Origin of the sequence: Acinetobacter sp. C15, assembly GCF_013420645.1 — a bacterium.
GTDB classification, from domain to species: domain Bacteria; phylum Pseudomonadota; class Gammaproteobacteria; order Pseudomonadales; family Moraxellaceae; genus Acinetobacter; species Acinetobacter indicus.
Genome location: NZ_VOXR01000010.1, coordinates 54,458 through 73,443, shown reverse-complemented (window position 1 = coordinate 73,443; position 18,986 = coordinate 54,458). Strand labels below are relative to the sequence as shown.

Here is an 18,986-nt window from a genome sequence, read left to right as displayed (position 1 = left end):
CGCAGAGATTGATAAATTTCTTCCTAATTGCATGACAACGTTCACCAGGACTCAATTGAGGTCATTTGCGGGGAGATTAAAATGACGGATATGAACGATTATGATGATGTAGAAGATACCACCGTCGATGACGATGAGGCAAAAGCGGCTGAAAAAGGTGCACTGGACAGCGAAGATGCCGTAAACGATGGTGATGTGGCGGAAGCAGAAACCTTAACCGTAACCGCTAAACAGAAGCAACGCCAAGCTTTAGAAGATGAAATTGCGGCCTTCTTGGCACGTGGGGGAAAAATTACTGAAGTCCCACCAGATGAGGCTGCACGCGAATAAGAAAAAAGCATCACTCCGGTGATGCTTTTTTTATTGCGAATCAACAGCCAGAATCAGTCATCATTGTTCTGGTTCAGTTCCAGCGTACGCTGATAGGCCACTTTTTTCTTGATTCCGGTTAAATCGGCGGCCAGCTGTGACGCGGCTTTCACCGATAAATCCTGCAATAGTCGGGTCAGCAACTGATCCAGTTTTTCCTGCTCCAGATCTTTTTCCGCGGTTGCACCACCCACCACCAGTACAATTTCACCTTTTTGCTGATGATGATCGGCTTCAATAAAACTGACCAGCTCACCCAGTGTCATCTTCTTGATGGTTTCAAAGGTTTTGGTAATTTCACGGGCAAAACCGACCGGACGCTCGGCGCCAAAAATACTGGCCATATCTTTAACGCTGTCCAGAATCCGATGTGGCGCTTCATAAAAAATCAGGGTCGCGGTCTGATCTTTAAGTTTCTCCAGACTCAAGATACGCTGTGAGTGTTTTGACGGTAAAAAGCCTTCAAAGCTAAAGCGGTCACTCGGTAAACCAACCGCACTCAGCGCTGCAATTGCGGCACAGGCTCCCGGAACCGGAATCACCCGGATATTGTGTTCTTGTGCGGCGCGGACCAGTTTAAAACCGGGGTCGCTAATTAGCGGAGTACCGGCATCACTAATCAGGGCCATATTTTCGCCGTTCAGCAGGCGCTGAACCAATATATCAATTTTGTTACTTTCATTATGTTCATGGCACGCCGTTAACGGAGTTGATATATTATAGTGCTTTAATAATTGAGCGGAGGTCCGAGTATCCTCTGCCGCAATAATATTTACAGACTTTAGAACATCAATCGCCCGGTAGGTCATGTCGTCTAAGTGCCCAATTGGGGTGGCTACAACAAATAACTGAGCACTCATAAGGTTTCTCCATGTTTAGGCAAATTATTAATAACAATAAAAGACAGCTTCAAAAAGCAATCATTACCACGGCGCTGTTGGGCGCAGGACTTTCAGTCGCCCAGGCCGAGATTCTGGTCATTCTACCTGAATCGGGTCCTATGGCGCGAGCCGGTTTCAGTATTCAGCAGGGTTTTATGCACGCTTATCATGCATCGGGTGAGAAGATGCCGGTTAAATTGATTAATTCCGAGCAGCGCAAAATTGGTCCCTTGCTGCGTCAGCATGTCAATGCCAAGACCCGGGTGGTGATTGGACCTTTGGCACGTGCCGATGTTGAGCAGTTAATTGCGCTGCGGCCCAAAGTGCGTACACTGGCCTTAAACGAGGTGATCCAGCAGCATCCACGGGTGCTACAGTTTAGCCTGTCAAAAAAAGATGATGCACAGACCTTAAAACAGCTGTTCCAGAAAGATCAGATTAATCATCTGTATATTCTGCGTGAACCCGGCACCGAAGCTGAACACGAACTGTTATTAATGTCTCTGGTGTCGCAGCTGGACTATCCGGTGGAGGTGGTGGACAGTCCGCCGAGATGGCTGAAACGTCAGCAGGGGGTGTTATTGCTGGGTTCAAATGGCTGGATCAATCGCCAGAACAGGTTGCCCAAAAAGCGCTTATACAGCCTGGCCAATGCCGTCGAGTCACAGCAGCAGTTACCGCAAGGCCTGCAATTTTGTGATGCGCCGGCCTTGTATCAGTCCCACTGGGCAGATGTACAGGCCGGAATTCAGGCGGCCAAGGCGGAACACTTTTCTTTTCAGCGGCTGGTGGCCTTTGGTGGAGATGCCTGGCAGATCGCCAATTATTATCTGAAGCAGCCGCAATTAAACCGCATCGAGTTTGAAGGGCGAACTGGTTTAATCCGGATTCAGGACAACCAGATTCAGCGTATTCCGAAATGCTATGTGCAGCAGAAACAGCTGGTACAGATCCTGTAAATGGCCAGTCAGCGCGCGCGTTTGGGGCAGTGGGCCGAACAGCAGGCCGCAGTGTTATTAGAGCAGCAAGGTTATCAGATTCTGGCGGCCAATTACCATTGCCGTTATGGTGAAATTGACCTGATTGTCCGGCAGGATCAGCAGCTGGTGTTTGTGGAGGTAAAGGCGCGATCTTTTAGCGATTATGGCCGGGCGGTGGAGGTGGTTTCTATCTCCAAGCAGCAAAAGCTGATTAAAACTGCGCTGACCTATTTGAGCAATTCTGCACAATTACAGGATTTTTATTGTCGATTTGATGTGATTTGTTTTGATTTTACTGAACAAATTGCAAAAACAGTACAGCAAGATTTTTCCAATTTCACGTATGATCTGCAATGGATTGAAAATGCTTTTACTTTTGATTCAGAGTTCATTAATCTTTGAAGAGAATTGAAGCAAAGATGCTTGAAAACAGAAATGAATAAGTAATGAGGAGTCTTGCTGAGTGTTAAATCGTATCGCAATCACAGTGCTGTGTGTGGCAAGTTTATCCGGCTGTGCAAGCTTTATTTCCAGTGGTACGGGTTCTGCACCTGTAGGAACGGAAAGTGGCGCACGCTCACTTGGCCAGGTCTTTATTGATAACTCCATTGAACGTACAGCAAAAATTAATTTATATAAGCTGGATGCCCGTTTTAAACAGTCACGCGTTAATATTGAAAGTTTCCACGGCAATGTATTACTGACCGGTCAGGTGCCAGATGCACATCTGAAGCAGTTGGCGGAAGACAATGTACGCGCCATGAGCGATGTTAAAACCGTACACAACTATATTGCCGTGGGCAACCAGATTGGTTATAGCACCATCATGCAGGACACCACCGTGACCGCCAATACCCGTGGCCTGATTATGAAAGCGCCGGTGGTTTCTGACAGTAAAGTGCGAATTCACACCGAAGATGGCGTGCTGTATGTGATGGGCCGTTTGAATAATGCGGAAATCGCCGATTTAAATCAGGTGTTACAGCAGGTTGGTAATGTCACCAAAATTGTGACCTTAATTGACAATATTGAAGCCTCACAGGCCACATCTTCTGGTTTTGCCAGCCCGATGATGAATGTACAGCCGGATGTACAAACCCCGGTCGCCATTGATCCGGACCAGATCGAGCCAACGAATGCGCTCTAAGTTGTTCCAGTTTAAAACGCAGCTGCAATATCGTCTGGTTCAGGCCAAAAGTGTATATCAGGAATTCCGCCTGTATGATTTTGGCAGTTATGCCCTGAACCGTTTGACTCCACGACAGGGCTATACGGTAGAGAACGATCTGGCTTATGGAGCGAATGAACGCCATCAGCTGGATTTGTACCGGACTGCCCAGCCACGTCCCCAGCAGCCGTTAATTGTTTTTGTCCATGGTGGTGCCTGGTCACGGGGCGATAAAAAAGACTACCGCTTTGTTGGCGAAGCTTTTGCCCAGCAGGGTTTTGATGTTGCCGTCATTAATTATCAACTGGCGCCGCAGAATATTTTTCCGGTCTATATTGATGACCTGACTTTGGCACTAAACTATATGCATGATCAGCAGGCAGAGTTAAGGATTAACACTGATCAGATTATCCTGATGGGGCACTCGGCCGGTGCATTTAATATCATGTCGGTGCTGTATCATCCGCAGCCTTATGCGCTGAACTGCCGAGACAATATTCGGGCTGCGATTGGCTTGGCTGGTCCCTATCATTTTGACTATAAAGATGATCCGCTTTGTGCCGATGCATTTGATCAGACCATTCCTTATCATGATGTGATGCCGTATTACTTTGTGGAAAGTAATCACATTCGTCACTATTTGCTGGTGGCTGAGAATGACCAGATTGTGCATTTGAGTAATGCGGTTGATTTTGATCATGTGCTAAACAAGCATGGCAATCATAGTCAGCTGATCACCATTCCACGCACCGGGCATGTCAGTATTATGGGCTCGGTATCGAGTCTGTTTAGCCGTTATTTTAAGACCAAGCACACGATTATGCAGGCGCTGGAAGAAACACTAAGTTCCTGAGTAGTGTCTCTTTAGAGCCAGGCTTTGCTGTCGTCTGCGACGGCAGAGCCTTCGGTCACGTGTTTGATCATGGCATGGGCAATACTGCCTTTGAACGGAATATTCGGCAGTTGATCAAATTTAAAGAATTGCGCGTCGCTGATTTCTTCTTCCTGTAACTGCAGTTCACCACCGGCATATTCGGCTTTAAAGGCAATCATCAGGTTGCTTGGAAAAGGCCAGGGCTGACTGGCCAGATACTGAATATTCTTTAGCTGGATACCGACTTCTTCCGCGGTTTCACGGCGTACCGCTTCTTCCAAGGTTTCTCCCACCTCAACAAAACCGGCAATCAGGCCATACATATTGGTGGTGTTTCGCGCATTTTTGGCCAGCAGAATTTCATCTTCACCGCGGGTAATGACGGTAATGACACAGGGTTGTACACGTGGATATTGGCGATACTGGCAGACCGGGCAAACCATGGCATATTCGGTGGCATGCGCTTCGGTTGGATGGCCGCAGTGGCTGCAAAAACGGTGATTACGACGCCATTCTAGCAACTGGATTGCACGGCTGGCCTGTTCAAATTCGGCACTGTTCCAAAACTGTAACAGCTGGCGAATTGGCAATAATTGATAGCCTTCAGGAATGGGCTCATCGGGGAGTAAGTCGCGGGCAATCACCTGATTGCCCGTAGACAGGTCACTTGCTAATTTTTCAACTCGGGGCAGTTGAAACTGTTCATCGACCAGCAGTTGCTGTTGGTGAAAAATATAGGCAAGTGAGAGTTCAGACATTAGGCTACAGCTTTCAGTTTTTCGCTACTTGCCAATGCTACATCAAACATCGACTGTAAAACAGGCTGTTTGTTTTTTAAATTGTCAATCAGCATGTCGGCACCAGCCAGGGTGTCTAACACGGCATTCAGCTCGTCACTACTGAGCGTTTCACCGGCTTCGCATTTACGATAGATGAAGTCAGCGGCAGTCAGCAGCGCCTGCTGGCCTTTTTCTTCATTCAGGAACAGCAGGGCACCGGCCACTTCACGCAGCTGGGTACAGGTGTTTTCCAGTAAGCGCACATCCTGATCCTGAACGTGCTGCACCAGAATCTGCTGAGCCAGATCAATTAAGATTTTGGTTTCGCTCAGCAATACTTCATGCGCTTCATCTAAACGGTCCAGCGAAATGTGCATGTTGTTAACGCGCAGCTGTAAACGGCTAGAGGTATGATGACGCTCCAGCACCCCAATCGAGTTCATCGCTGATAAAATGGTGTTCATCAGCTGCTGGGCAAAGCTTTCTTCTTTGAGCACTTCGGCCTGACTCAAGGCGTCGGCCTGAACCAGCAGATCACGGTGGGCTTCATTCAGGTTCAGTACTTTAAAGATGTTGGCCAGATCTTTCAGCTTGGCCTGCAACTCCTGGGTTTTTTCAGGGGTCATGTTCTGGTAGTTGTATTCGATATCATTGCGAATCTGCGCCATTTCACTGGTCGCCAGAGCACTGATGGTCTGCATGGTTTCAAAATCCGGACCATACAGATGACGGCTGAACACCTGCAGCTGGGTATCGGTCAGCAGGTCTTCGCCAATATTCAGCTGTTCGCGGATGTGCTGGGCCACCTGATCTTCCTGGCTAATGCACAGGCTCAGGATGTTGGCCAGATCACTTAACTGGGCCTGGAAGCTGTCTGGCGCGGCAAAGTATTGACGCATATTCAGTTCAATACTGATTAAGGTACGTAAACGCGGTTCATTCAGCAGCAGGTTATCAATCTGGTTTAACGCCACATAGACCAGATTCCAGTATTGTTGGCTTGGATGCTGGGCGGACAGACCGGCTAAATAGGTGCCGACCAGTTTCATGGCTTGCAGATCCAGCTCGGATTCTTCCTGCTTCAGTAACTTGTACAGTGACAGTTTATACAGCTGATGTACATAGCCTGATTTTTCCAGACCGGGTGCTTGCGGCAATTTGAATTCCGGGTGAATACAGTCCAGCAGAGATTCAATATGCTGGCCTTCCTGGGTGAGTGGTTTACCCAAGGCACGTTCCAGACGGTTTAAGGTATCGAGCAGAAACTGTGGAATTTTAACTTCGCGCAGACAAATAAATTCGATGTAGCGCTTGAGCATGGTGGTGCCTTCACTTAAGGCAATCACGTCTTCAGTTTTAATTTGCGCCGGATTCCCCATAATCTTGCGCATTAATTCTGCTGAATATTGGGCAATTTTTGCCAGGCTCGACATATCAATTAGGGCCAGTACCTGGGCACATTGTTCAAACTGGTTGAGGGCATCATCAATCCCGAAAGGTAAAGTCTGATCTTCTGCCAAGGTGCTGACTGCGGATTCCACCAATTTGATTGAATTATCAACCTCATTTTTTATTATCAGTAACGCAGTCGGATCAAAATGAATAGAGGTTTGGTAAGACATGTATCTGCACCTTTCCTAGTGTTTTATCTGTTTATGGGCCTGCTGCAAAAACAGCAGACCTGTTTATCTTAACTATAACTGAACTAGGAACAGATTAAATACAAAAAATTACAATCATCGGTTTTTTTATTTGGCAAAAAAGCAGGGCTGTCCATGCTTTTCTTCAAATTGTTTGACCCAATTCTCATGTGCCTCCAGCTCTTCGGCAGAAGGCAGAATCACCGGCAATTCCATTTCAATGCTGCGACGGCCCGATTCACTGCTTTGTTCTTCATGATGGGCCGACAGGGCATCCATATCAAAGGACACCTGACCACCGGTCATGGCTAGATAGACATCGGCCAAAATTTCAGCATCGAGCAAGGCGCCGTGGAAGGTACGGTCACGCGCCGGAATTTCATAACGCTTCACTAAGGCATCGAGCGAGTTCTTTTGTCCCGGATGCTTGTTTTTGGCCATTACCAGGGTATCGGTGACTTCACACACCGCCGATAAATCGCCTAGACCACAGCGGTTAAACTCCATATCCAGGAAGTTCATATCGAAGGTGGCGTTATGCGCAATAATTTCCGCGCCTTTTAAATAGTCATACAGCACTGCAGCAATTTCGGCATACTTCGGCTTGTCTTTTAAAAACTCATCCGAAATACCGTGCACCAGTTCCGATTCACCGACCGGTTTTTCCGGGTTGATATAAATATGAATCGAGCTGCCGGTCAGTTTGCGGTTGACCATTTCAATTGCGCCGACTTCAATAATCCGGTCACCATCCTGATAATAAAAACCGGTGGTTTCCGTATCCAGAATCAGCTGGCGTGGACCATAAGCCTGAACCGTGGCCGGGGTAATCACAATATGGGGATGCGATGACGTGTTTGCTGGCGCTGTTGCACTCTGGTTCTGGGTTTCATCTTGGATCAGGACTTCGTTCTGATTCGGGCTGTCATTTTGACTGAGGGTTTGCGTCACGGTAATGCTGTGCTGGGACAGACTGAGATGATCCTCCTGCACCATTAGCAGTTCTTCTTCGACTTCAACGTCTAGTTGGCTGTCGTCTAGATCGAAGCCAAAAGGGTCGTCGAGCAACCAGTCAGATTCTGCTTTTTTTTTAGCCGTGCCCGGCGGGATGACTTCAGACTCAGCACTTTTATCTTCAGTAATGATTTGTACCGGCGTCACTTTGACCTGCTGTGCAAATACCAGATCGGCCCCTTTGTTGGCCAGCTGATCGGCCATTTCATTGCCAGCATGGCCAGCGTGACCTTTAATCCAGTGCCATTCAATTTCACGACCCTGACAGATGGCATCCAGTTTTTGCCATAGGTCCGGATTTTTCACATCTTTCCAGTTTTTCTTTTTCCAGCCGGCAATCCATTCGGTCATGCCGCGTTTGACATAGTTGGAATCGGTCCAGAGAATCAGTTTGGCCTCTGCCGGGCAGAACTGAATGCCTTCAATGGCTGCCGTCAGCTCCATACGGTTGTTAGTGGTTTCCAGTTCCCCGCCATAGAGTTTGTGCTGCTGGGTTTCTGTAATGACATATGCACCCCAACCGCCCAAGCCAGGGTTTCCACGACAAGCACCATCCACATATAGTGTGATTGTTTGAGACATAAGCCAGATCCAAAGAGAGCCAAATAAAAACCGAGCCGCTATTGTATAACGCAATTGCAGATCAGAAACGCCGAAGACGTCAATTTTTTAATTTCTTGTAACATTTATATTAGAATCGCGCTAGAGTAAAACCTTGTGTCGTAGTGATGCTTCACTACAATGTCAAATCTAAAAAATAATTTATAGACGAGTTGTTTGGATTTCCTATGTATAAACCAACCACACGCATGTGGCAGCCTATGGTCCCGGCACTATTTAAAATTACAGTTTTGGGTTCAGCGCTGGCCGCGCTCGGCATCAGCACCGGCTGTACCTCTACACAAAGTGCCAGCAAAGCGTCAACGTCGAGTCAGGTTGGTTCAGGTTATCTGGACGCCAGCAGTTTAGATTCACTGGAAGATTTATTGTCGGCCACCGACATGCGCGCGGTAGAAGGCGACCGTTTACTGATTTTAAAACACGGTGATGTCTGGAAGCGTATGACCGTAGGTTTCAAAATGGATCTGGAACACTGGAATCCGCGTATTGAAGCGCAGCGCGGCTGGTTTATTTCACGTCAGCCGTATATTGACCGTTTAAGTGCGCGTGCTTCACGTTATCTGTATCACACAGTTAAAGAAGCCGAGCGCCGTGGCATGCCGACCGAACTGGCATTATTACCAGTCATTGAAAGTTCGTACGACCCGGCAGCAACCAGTAGCGCTGCTGCAGCCGGTTTATGGCAGTTTATTCCAAGTACCGGACGTATTTATGGTCTGAAACAGACCCCGCTGTATGATGGCCGCCGTGATGTGGTCGAATCGACCCGTGCTGCCTATGAATTCCTCGGTAGCCTGTATAACCAGTTTGGTTCCTGGGAGCTGGCTCTGGCCGCTTATAATGCCGGACCGGGCCGTATTCAGCAGGCGATTAACCGTAACAAGGCTGCCGGTTTACCGACCGATTACTGGTCACTGAAATTGCCACAGGAAACCATGAACTATGTGCCGCGTTTCCTGGCAGTGGCGCAAATTATTAAAAATCCAGGTGCCTACGGGGTGCGTTTGCCGCCAATTGCCAACCGTCCCCATTTCCGTGAAGTGACGGTCGGAGCGGTGAATTTAAATGATGTGGCCAATATTACTGGTCTTAGCCGTGCCGAGTTATATGCACTGAACCCGGGCCATCGTACTGACCGAATTGACAGTGCCAGCCCGATGCGGATTCTGATTCCAGCCGATTTAAGCCCAACAGTCGATGAACGTCTGAAAAACCTGCAAGGTGGTGGATTGCTGGCCAGCAACACTCGTCCTAGTGTGACGACGCAGACCACGACCAGTGCCCCAGCTACAAAAACCACCACACCCGCTTTGACGGCCAGTGTGACTCAGCGTACTGCTACGACTACACCAGCGAGCACAGCCAAAACTGCTAGCAGCACGACTACAACTAGCACCAAACGGATCAGTACGCCACGCGGTTCATCGGCTTTGGCCTCTTTTGCAGCCAATTCAGATATTCCAAGTGCTCCACGTATTCCGGTGGCCATTACCCCGGCACAGAATATTCAGCCGGTGAAGGTCGAACCGCCAATTTCAGCAGCAGAACGTGAACAGATTTTGGCGGCAGTGAAAACTGAAGACCAGAACAAAACGGTAGAAGAGGTGTTGCAGCCGGTGGCCTCTCAGGCTGAACAGGCGCAGGTGGTGGCCGAGTTAAAAGAAATTGCACCACAAGGCACTGAAATTGTCGATCCTTATGATGGCAAAATTAAGCTGACTGCAATTCAGACCAGTCTGTCGGTGGCCGAGCAGCAAGGTAAAGAGCTGACCAAAGGCTTTGCTTACCCGAAAAGTGTTGCGGATAGCACCCGTCCAGATTCAGACGAAGCCCAGCGGAACCAGGGCAAGAACGTGATTAAGACCGACACCGAAGTGGTGGTGGTGCCACCAAAAGGCAAGCGCAGTACCTATACGGTACAGGCCGGCGACACCCTAGTGCTGATTGCCATGAAAAATGGGGTGAATTGGCGTGATGTGGCGAAATGGAACCAGATTGATCCAAACTCGACCCTGTATGCTGGTACCACCATCTATTTATATGATGCCAAGCCACAAGCTGCCGCGCCAGCCAAAGCCAAAGAGCAGCCGGAATCCTATGTGGTTAAAGCTAACGATACCTTAACCGGGGTAGCCAATCAGTTTGGTTTATCGGTCAAGCAACTGGCGGATTATAATAATCTGAACACAAGCAGTGGCCTGTTTGTCGGCCAGAAACTGAATCTGAAAGAAACAGCAGAGATGCGTGCCAAGGCAGCTGAGCAGAAAGCGGCTGAAACCAAAGTGGCCACGCAAAGCTATACGGTGAAGCGCGGTGAATATCTGAAACTGATTGCGGACCGTCATGGCTTGTCCAATGCAGAACTGGCAGCCTTAACTCCGGGTCTGACTGCTGGCAGCAGTTTGCTGGTTGGACAGCGGATTAATGTGCCTGTAAGTGACTCGAAAGCCGAAGCAAAAACTGAAACGGCCGCAGAGAGTCGTCGTGCAGTGCCAAGTACATCAACAGCTGAGATTAAAACGGAAAACTATACTGTCCAGCGCGGCGACACCTTATCGAGTGTGGCCGCACAAAGCAAAATGAGTCTGGCTGATCTGGCCGCCTTAAACCAGATTTCGACCAATACCGGCCTGCGAATTGGGCAAACTTTAAAAATTCCCGCCGGTTCGACCATCCCGGATAGTTATACAGTACAGTCGGGAGATACCTTAACTGCCATTGCCAACCGCTATAACCTGAGTCTGGAGCAGATTGCCAGTTTAAATGGCATCAGCCGGACTGCCGGTTTACGTACCGGCCAGCGCCTGAAACTCAGCGGTGAGCCAGTGCCAGTGGAAGAAAGCAAGGCCAGCACAACTGCTGCAGCCTCAGACATTCATATCGTAAAATCGGGTGAAACCCTAAACAGTATTGCGCGTAAATATCATTTGCAGCTGAATTATCTGGCTGCGCTGAATGACCTGCCACGTACTGCTGCACTGCGGATTGGCCAGCGTTTAAAAATTGAAGGTGATCTGGACAGCAGTAGCAACCGTGCCGCGGAAAGTGCAGCGGTGAGCACCGCCAGCACGGGTAAAGCAACCGAAGCCTATACCGTTAAAGCCGGTGAGTCCTTAAATGCCATTGCCAGCCGTACCGGTATTTCGGTCGCTGAACTGGCGGCCTTGAATGGCCTGAGTCCGCGTGCCGGTTTAAGAGTGGGACAAACCCTGCAATTGCCAAAAACCATGACAGAATATAAGGTCAAGCGCGGTGATACCCTGATTGGGCTGGCCAGCCGTTATGGTCTGGAAACCAGTGAACTGGCCGATATGAACGAGATTAAACCGAATACGCAGCTGCGTATTGGAGAGATCATCAAGGTTCCGAACCTGTAATTGCCGGGCACAAGGAGTCGTGACCGCATGAACAGATCTTTATATCGCTTGAGTGCTGTGGCAACAGCACTGGCCTTGACCTCAAGCTGGAGTTGGGCTGCGCTGCAGACCACGCCGTATATCGCGCTGCACAGCAGCCCGAAATACAGCCAGCTTGCGGCCATGCCCTATGCCAATCCGCAAGCACCGAAAGGTGGCATACTGAGTCAGTCCAGCAATGGCACTTTTGACAACCTGAACAGCATGAACGGTAAGGGCAGTGCGACCGATGGGGTGAATTATCTGTTTGATTCGCTCATGACCAGCTCGCTAGATGAGCCGGGGGTGATGTACCCACTGCTGGCAGAAAAAGTGACTTATGATCCGAAGCAGACCAAGTTTGTCATTTTTCATCTGAATCCAAAAGCACGTTTTAGTGATGGCACACCGGTCACCGCGGCTGATGTCAAATTCAGTTTTGATACCTTCCAGAGCAAATCTAATCCGGGTTTGCAGATGTATATTGCCGATTTGGATAAAACCGAGGTCTTATCCAGACATCAGGTCAAAATGACCTTTAAATCCGATAACAACAGTGAAATGCCGCTGATTTTATCGGCCTTACCGATTTATTCCCAGAAAGACTGGCAGGGCAAGGACTTTAGCCGGATTACCTTGCAGCCGATGCTGGGGTCAGGCCCGTATCTGATTGAACGGATTGATGCCGGACGCAGTATTACTTATAAGCGCAATCCGAACTATTGGGGCAAAGATCTGCCGGTAAATAAGGGCCGTTATAACTTTGACCGGCTTAAATTTGTCTATTACCGCAATATGGATGTGGCCTTTGAAGGCTTTAAGTCGGGCCAATACACGCTGCATGAAGAATATACCGCGCGCAAATGGGTGACGGAATATCAGTTCCCGGCAGTGAAAGCGGGGATGGTGGTGAAATATAAGTTCCGGCATGAAAACCCGGTGCCAACACAAAGTTTTGTGTTTAATACCCGGCGTGCACCGATGCAGGATATTCATTTCCGTCAGGCGCTCAGCCATGCCTATGATTTTGAATGGCAGAATAAAGCCCTGTTTTACGGACAGTATCAGCGTTTGCAAAGTTATTTTAGCAATAGCGAACTGGAAGCCAAAGGTCGTCCAAGCGCGGCGGAGCTGGCACTGTTAAAGCCGTATTTAAAACAGTTGCATCCGGTGCAGCGTCAGGGGGTGCTGGCCAACTGGAAATTCCCGGTCAGTGATGCCAGCGGTTTTAACCGCAGCGGTCTGCTCAAAGCCCGGCAGATCCTGCTGAATGCCGGCTATCGCTTCAAGGATGGCCGTTTGCTTGATCCGAAAGGCAACACCATCCAGCTGGAATTTTTAATTCATCAGGATGGCTTGCAGCGTACTTTAATGCCTTTTGTGCGCAATTTAAAACGTCTGGGGATTGTGGTGAATATCCGTCAGGTCGATGTGCCGCAATATATTGAACGGATGCGCCGGGCAGAATTTGACTTAAGCACCATGGTCTTGCCACAGTCCTTAAGTCCGGGCAATGAACAGGCGCAATTCTGGAGCAGTGCCGCGGCAGATCAGCCGGGCAATTATAATTATGCCGGCATCAAGAATCCGGTCATTGATGACATCATTCAGAAAATTATTTACGCGCCTGACCGCCAGCAGCTGATTGTCCGGACCAAAGTGCTGGACCGCTTATTACGCGCTGGTTATTACCAGATTCCGACCTATGGCAAAGGCGAGCACTGGCTGGCCTACTGGAATATGTACCAACAACCGAAAATAAAACCAAAACTTTCCATTGGACTTGATTACTGGTGGAGTGATGCAGCCGGGGCGCAAAAAGTAGCCCAGTATCTGCGTAAACAATAAGCTGGCTTTGCCACAAGGATGCTGAGCGCATGGGAACCTATATCCTGAAACGTGTGTTGCTGATTATTCCCACACTGTTTCTGATTTTGCTGATTAACTTTATTGTGATCCAGATTGCCCCGGGCGGTCCGGTCGAGCAGGCAATTCAGCAGGCAGAAGCCTTTCAGGGCATGGGCGGGAGTGGCAGTGCCGAAACTGCTGCGGCCGGTTCAACGCCCTATCAGGGCGCCAAAGGTCTAAGTGATGAAATGGTGGCTAAAATTGAAGCGCAATATGGGTTTGATAAACCAATTCATGAGCGTTTCTGGCTAATGCTGAGCAGCTATCTGCAATTTGATTTTGGCACCAGCTTTTTTAAAGACAAGCCGGTGACCCAGCTGCTGTGGGAAAAACTGCCGGTATCGCTGTCTTTAGGATTGTGGAGCACCTTGCTGATTTATCTGGTGTCTATTCCACTGGGGATAAAAAAAGCCCGTCAGCATGGTCTGATCTTTGATAAAGCCACGTCTATTTTGCTGGCCATTGGCTATGCCATTCCGGCCTTTGCTTTTGCGATTTTATTGATTGTATTTTTTGCCGGTGGTTCCTATTTTCAGTGGTTCCCGCTACAGGGATTGGTCTCGGAAAACTTCGATCAGCTGAGTCTGCTGGGTAAAATCAAAGACTATTTCTGGCATATGACCTTGCCGCTGCTGGCGATGGTGATTGGTGGATTTGCCGGGTTGACCTACTTAACCAAATACTCGTTTATGGAAGAACTGAATAAACAGTATGTGCTGGCGGCACGCTCCAAAGGCCTGACCGAATCGCGGGTGCTGTATGGCCATGTTTTTCGTAACGCCATGCTAATTGTGATTGCTGGCCTGCCGGAAGCATTAATTGGGATTTTCTTTGTCGGCAACCTGTTTATTGAAATTATTTTTAACCTCGATGGTCTAGGATTGCTCGGCTTTGAAGCGATTGTACAGCGTGATTATCCAGTAATTTTTGGCACCCTGTTTATTTTTACCTTGCTGGGACTGGTCCTTAGACTGATCAGTGATGTGCTGTATCAGGTCATTGATCCACGGATTAATTTTGAATCACGGGGGGCCAAATAATGTCTCCCTTAATGCAGGTGCGGCTCCAGCGTTTTAAACAGAACCGGTTGGGATTTGGCTGTTTTATCGCCTTTGCCCTGATTTTTATCTTGTCCTTAGCAGCCGAGCTGATCGCCAATGACAAGCCGCTGCTGGTCAAATATGAAAACAGCTTATATATGCCGGTGTTCAAGGCTTATCCTGAAACCACTTTTGGCGGGGTCTTTGAAACCGAAGCAGAATATAAGGACCCGGCCGTGCAGCAACTGATTCAGGACCAGGGCTGGGCCATCTGGCCACTGATTGAATATTCTTATCAGTCACCGAATTTAGAGCTGGCTGTGCCGGTGCCGTCACCACCGACCAGCGATAACTGGCTCGGGACCGATGATCAGGGCCGAGATGTACTGGCGCGGATTCTCTATGGCCTGCGGGTATCACTGCTATTCGGATTTGCCTTAACGCTGGCCTCTGCTGCACTTGGCATTATCGTCGGGGCGATACAGGGCTATTATGGCGGCTGGGTCGATTTGCTGGGACAGCGGATTCTGGAAGTCTGGGGCGGTTTACCAATGCTATTCATGGTAATGATTCTGGTCAGTATGTTTAGTCCGAGTGTGTACTGGCTGTTTCTGATTATGCTGCTGTTTGGCTGGCCAACCTTGGTCGGACTGGTCCGGGCCGAATTTTTAAGGGCACGTAATTTTGATTATGTCCGTGCTGCCCGCAGCCTGGGTGTGAGCGACCGTACCATCATGTTCCGGCACATCTTGCCGAATGCCATGAGTTCAAGTCTGTCACAACTACCCTTTATGCTGACTGCGAATATTACCGCGCTGACTGCACTGGATTTCCTCGGTTATGGTTTGCCGCCCGATGCTGCATCTTTAGGCGAACTGCTGCTACAGGGCAAGAATAATTTAAATGCGCCGTGGCTGGCATTGTCGGGCTTTTTTACCCTGTCAATTGTTTTATCTTTACTGATTTATATTGGAGAGGCGACCCGTGATGCATTCGACCCAAGACGCCAGTAAGCGCACGCCAGTGCTGACGGTACAGCAGCTCCAGATTCAGCATCAACAGCAGCTATTGGTGCACAATTTAAATTTTGAATTGCACGCTGGCGAAACACTGGCGCTGGTCGGTGAAAGTGGTTCGGGTAAATCGGTGAGTAGTCTGGCCTTGCTGGGCTTGTTGCCGAGTCAGCTACAGATTCAGGGGCAGGCACTGTTTCAGGGGCAGGATCTGCTACAGCTGAATCCGGTACAACTACGCCAGATTCGCGGCCAGCGCATTGCCATGATTTTTCAGGAGCCGATGACGGCATTAAATCCGCTGCATCGGGTGGAAAAAATTATTGGCGAAAGCCTGCTGTTACAAGGCTATTCCAAGGCGGAAACCCGGCAACGCGTACTGCAATTGCTGCAAGATGTCGGCATTCCCCAGCCGGAAGATAAACTGAAGCGTTATCCGCATGAACTGTCAGGTGGGCAGCGCCAGCGGGTGATGATTGCCATGGCCTTGGCGCTTGATCCGGACATCCTGATTGCCGATGAGCCGACCACTGCGTTAGATGTGACCCTGCAGGCGCAAATTCTGGATCTGCTGCAAAGCTTACAGCGCAGCCGGCAGATGGCCATGATTTTAATCAGCCATGATTTGAATCTGGTGCGGCATTATGCCGATCAGGTCATTGTCATGAACAAAGGCCAGGTCGAGGAGCAGGGGCCGGTTGAACAGGTCTTTCATGCGCCGCAGCAGGCCTATACCCGGGAACTGCTGCATCATGATTTTGGTCAGGCTTTACAGGTAGAGGCGACTCAGCCTTTATTGCAACTGCAACAACTGGGTGTGAAGTTTCCCATTAAGCAGGGTTTACTCAATCGGGTCAAAAATTATTTTGTCGCGGTGGAGCCGCTGGATTTAAATCTGGCGCAAGGCGAATCCATCGGTATTGTCGGGGAAAGTGGTTCCGGTAAAAGCTCGCTGGCACTGGCGATTTCACGTTTAACTGCCAGTGAGGGCAAAATTGATTTGCTGGGGCAGGACCTGAACCGGCTTTCGGAAAAGCAGCTGCGGCCATTACGCAGTGAATTTCAGATTGTATTTCAGGACCCGTTTAGCAGTCTGAATCCGCGTTTAAATGTCGAGCAGACCATTGGCGAAGGGTTGGCCTTACAAAAGCTGTCAGCATCCGAAATTCAGCAGCGCATTGATCTGGCGCTGGAAAAAGTTGAATTGCCGGTCAGTTTTAAAACCCGTTATCCGCATGAACTATCCGGTGGACAGCGGCAACGGATTGCACTGGCACGTGCGCTGGTGCTGAAACCGAAACTGCTGATTCTGGATGAGCCGACCTCGGCGCTGGACCGCACCACACAACGCGCCATCGTTAAACTGTTGCGGCGTTTGCAGCAGCAGGAGCAGATGAGCTATCTGTTTATCAGCCATGATTTGCAGGTGGTCAAGGCCTTGTGTCAGAAGGTACTGGTACTGAAACATGCCAAGGTGATGGAATTCCAGCGTACTGAAGATCTGTTTGCACAGCCACAAACTGACTATACCCGGCAGCTGATTCAGGCCAGTCAATACTAAGCGGTAACGATTTTTGACAATACGAGTTGTCAAAATCTGCTTGACCATTGGGGTAATTCAATGGAGTATTTGCTCTAGACCACAATGTCAGGATTGACCAATGAGCCAGATTGCAGATCAGCTTCAAATTAGAAAGACCACATTTAAAAACCGCATCATTAAAGGCGCTATGAGTGAGGCGCTGGCCAATACGGCTGGTCAGCCGAACCAGTTACATTTGGGCTTATATGAGGCCTGGGCCAAGGGTGGGCTGGGCTGTGCCATTACCGGCAATGTCATGGTGGATATTCGCGCCAAAAATGAACCGGGCGTGGTGGCCATTGAGTCAGAACGTGATCTGGCCAAGTTGCAACAGTGGGCACAGATTGGCAAGCAGTATGGCATGGTGCAACTGGTGCAGCTGTCGCATCCGGGACGGCAATGTCCGAAAGGCCTGAACAAAGAAACCGTCGCGCCTTCCGCCGTACCGTTTAGCCCGGCCTTGGCCACCACCTTTGGCACACCGCGTGAACTGCGTGAAGATGAGATTCTTGATATTATCCAGCGCTTTGCCCGCGCAACGCAGATCTGTGAGCAGGCCGGTTTTGAAGGGGTGCAGCTGCATGGCGCACATGGCTACTTAATCAGCCAGTTTTTATCACCGCTAACCAATAAACGCCAAGATCGTTGGGGTGGCTCGATTGACAACCGGATGCGCTTTTTGCTGGAAATTTATCAGGCGGTGCGCGCTGCGACCTCTGAAGATTTTATCATCTCAGTCAAGCTGAACTCGGCGGATTTCCAGCGCGGTGGTATTAGTGAGGAAGATGTGATTCAGGTCTTTAAAGCGATTGATGCTGCCGGAATTGACCTGATTGAAGTATCGGGGGGGACTTATGAAGCACCGGCCATGGCCGGAGTAAAAGCGGAAAAACGCAAAGCCTCGACTTTAGCGCGTGAAGCCTACTTCTTGGAGTTTGCGGAGCGGATCCGCCAGGAAGTTCGTTGTCATTTAATGGTGACCGGCGGTTTCCGGACCGTACAAGGCATGAATACGGCACTGGCCAGCGGCGCCTGTGATTTTATCGGGATTGCTCGCCCATTTGCGGTAGAGCCAGATCTGGCACATCGTTTGCTGGCAGGGCAAGACGTGCGTTATGGTGTCGATAAAATTAAGACCGGCATTCCACTGGTCGATAAAATGGCAATTATGGAAATTATCTGGTATGCCGCGCAGTTCAAGGACATTGCCCAAGGCAAACAGCCGAATCCAAAACTCTCGCCTTTAAAAGTATTTTTTAAATATTTAAAAGGCAATTTGACTGCAGTCATTAAAGGACAGATTAACTCGCGTAAATCGGCCTAAACAGAAATGGGGGAGGGATGATCCATCCCGATTCCCCATCTACGCTTTATTCAACTTTTTTTGAGCATTTCCATCCACATTCGTAGGAGATTGTATGAAGTGAATGATAGCAGGCCTGTTATGGCTGTCAAAAACAATGATCTGGGCGCAGGTGAGATGACCGTTTTAAACGGGTGATAGTATTTTTCATACTTCCCGTTCTGTACAAATAAAAAGTTGCAGCAATAAAAAAGCCCAAGTCGCAATGCTTGGGCTTTTTTATGAATCACGTATGTGACCCGAATATGGCGTCCCTACGGGGATTCGAACCCCGGTTACCGCCGTGAAAGGGCGATGTCCTAGGCCTCTAGACGATAGGGACAGTGCAGAAGAATATTTTAAACCGCTTCTTTTGATTG

The 18,986-nt window shown here is 49.2% G+C and carries 15 protein-coding genes and 1 tRNA gene; 11 read left to right on the top strand and 5 right to left on the bottom strand.

Going from position 1 to position 18,986, the window contains the following annotated elements; genetic code table 11:
- Positions 1-81: 81 nt before the first annotated feature.
- Complete coding sequence (locus FTT63_RS06100; protein ID WP_016659239.1) at positions 82-330, top strand: hypothetical protein; 249 nt, start codon at positions 82-84, stop codon at positions 328-330.
- A 53-nt stretch (positions 331-383) separates the two neighbouring features.
- Here FTT63_RS06100 and rsmI read toward each other — a convergent pair whose 3' ends face one another.
- Positions 384-1,229, bottom strand: coding sequence for a 16S rRNA (cytidine(1402)-2'-O)-methyltransferase (rsmI, locus tag FTT63_RS06095; RefSeq protein ID WP_180192087.1), 846 nt, complete (start codon positions 1,227-1,229; stop codon positions 384-386).
- A gap of 11 nt (positions 1,230-1,240) precedes the next feature.
- On the opposite strand from rsmI, the gene FTT63_RS06090 reads away from it, so the two are divergent.
- The 4 genes from FTT63_RS06090 (at position 1,241) to FTT63_RS06075 (ending at position 4,251) form a co-directional block, all read left to right on the top strand.
- The gene (locus tag FTT63_RS06090) at positions 1,241-2,209 is read left to right on the top strand and encodes a penicillin-binding protein activator (RefSeq protein WP_180192086.1); all 969 of its coding nucleotides are present in this window, start codon (positions 1,241-1,243) and stop codon (positions 2,207-2,209) included.
- Positions 2,210-2,632 (top strand): YraN family protein, encoded by a 423-nt coding sequence (locus FTT63_RS06085; protein ID WP_016659236.1) that lies wholly within the window; start codon positions 2,210-2,212, stop codon positions 2,630-2,632.
- A 61-nt stretch (positions 2,633-2,693) separates the two neighbouring features.
- Positions 2,694-3,377, top strand: a complete 684-nt coding sequence (locus FTT63_RS06080; protein WP_163141546.1) for a BON domain-containing protein — start codon at positions 2,694-2,696, stop codon at positions 3,375-3,377.
- Positions 3,367-4,251 carry an alpha/beta hydrolase gene (locus tag FTT63_RS06075; protein ID WP_016659234.1) on the top strand — a complete coding sequence of 295 codons (885 nt, stop codon included), beginning with the start codon at positions 3,367-3,369 and terminating at the stop codon, positions 4,249-4,251. The genes FTT63_RS06080 and FTT63_RS06075 overlap by 11 nt, the downstream gene beginning before the upstream one ends.
- Before the next feature lie 11 nt (positions 4,252-4,262).
- Here FTT63_RS06075 and nudC read toward each other — a convergent pair whose 3' ends face one another.
- The 3 genes from nudC to dnaQ form a co-directional block, all read right to left on the bottom strand.
- Complete coding sequence (gene nudC, locus FTT63_RS06070; RefSeq protein WP_075167710.1) at positions 4,263-5,030, bottom strand: NAD(+) diphosphatase; 768 nt, start codon at positions 5,028-5,030, stop codon at positions 4,263-4,265.
- Positions 5,030-6,673: a chemotaxis protein gene (locus FTT63_RS06065; RefSeq protein ID WP_180192085.1), complete on the bottom strand. Its 1,644-nt coding sequence runs from the start codon at positions 6,671-6,673 to the stop codon at positions 5,030-5,032. The genes nudC and FTT63_RS06065 overlap by 1 nt, the downstream gene beginning before the upstream one ends.
- A 126-nt stretch (positions 6,674-6,799) precedes the next feature.
- The gene (gene dnaQ / locus FTT63_RS06060; protein ID WP_180192084.1) at positions 6,800-8,287 is read right to left on the bottom strand and encodes a DNA polymerase III subunit epsilon; all 1,488 of its coding nucleotides are present in this window, start codon (positions 8,285-8,287) and stop codon (positions 6,800-6,802) included.
- Positions 8,288-8,493: 206 nt separating this feature from the next.
- Between dnaQ and FTT63_RS06055 the strand changes: the two genes are divergently transcribed.
- The 6 genes from FTT63_RS06055 (at position 8,494) to FTT63_RS06030 (ending at position 18,588) form a co-directional block, all read left to right on the top strand.
- On the top strand, positions 8,494-11,703 hold the full coding sequence (locus FTT63_RS06055) for a LysM peptidoglycan-binding domain-containing protein (protein ID WP_180192083.1): 3,210 nt from the start codon (positions 8,494-8,496) through the stop codon (positions 11,701-11,703).
- Positions 11,704-11,730: 27 nt separating this feature from the next.
- Entirely contained in the window at positions 11,731-13,569 is a 1,839-nt protein-coding gene (locus FTT63_RS06050) for an extracellular solute-binding protein (RefSeq protein WP_180192082.1), read from the top strand.
- Positions 13,570-13,598: 29 nt separating this feature from the next.
- The gene (locus FTT63_RS06045) at positions 13,599-14,669 is read left to right on the top strand and encodes a microcin C ABC transporter permease YejB (protein WP_005179212.1); all 1,071 of its coding nucleotides are present in this window, start codon (positions 13,599-13,601) and stop codon (positions 14,667-14,669) included.
- Positions 14,669-15,682 (top strand): ABC transporter permease, encoded by a 1,014-nt coding sequence (locus FTT63_RS06040; protein ID WP_180192081.1) that lies wholly within the window; start codon positions 14,669-14,671, stop codon positions 15,680-15,682. Before FTT63_RS06045 ends, FTT63_RS06040 begins: the two co-directional genes overlap by 1 nt.
- Positions 15,657-17,243 carry an ABC transporter ATP-binding protein gene (locus FTT63_RS06035; RefSeq protein ID WP_180192080.1) on the top strand — a complete coding sequence of 529 codons (1,587 nt, stop codon included), beginning with the start codon at positions 15,657-15,659 and terminating at the stop codon, positions 17,241-17,243. Before FTT63_RS06040 ends, FTT63_RS06035 begins: the two co-directional genes overlap by 26 nt.
- Positions 17,244-17,343: 100 nt before the next feature.
- Positions 17,344-18,588 carry an NADH:flavin oxidoreductase/NADH oxidase family protein gene (locus FTT63_RS06030; protein WP_180192079.1) on the top strand — a complete coding sequence of 415 codons (1,245 nt, stop codon included), beginning with the start codon at positions 17,344-17,346 and terminating at the stop codon, positions 18,586-18,588.
- A 285-nt stretch (positions 18,589-18,873) separates the two neighbouring features.
- On the opposite strand, the gene FTT63_RS06025 is transcribed toward FTT63_RS06030, so the two are convergent.
- Positions 18,874-18,949, bottom strand: a tRNA-Glu gene (locus tag FTT63_RS06025).
- Positions 18,950-18,986 lie beyond the last annotated feature (37 nt).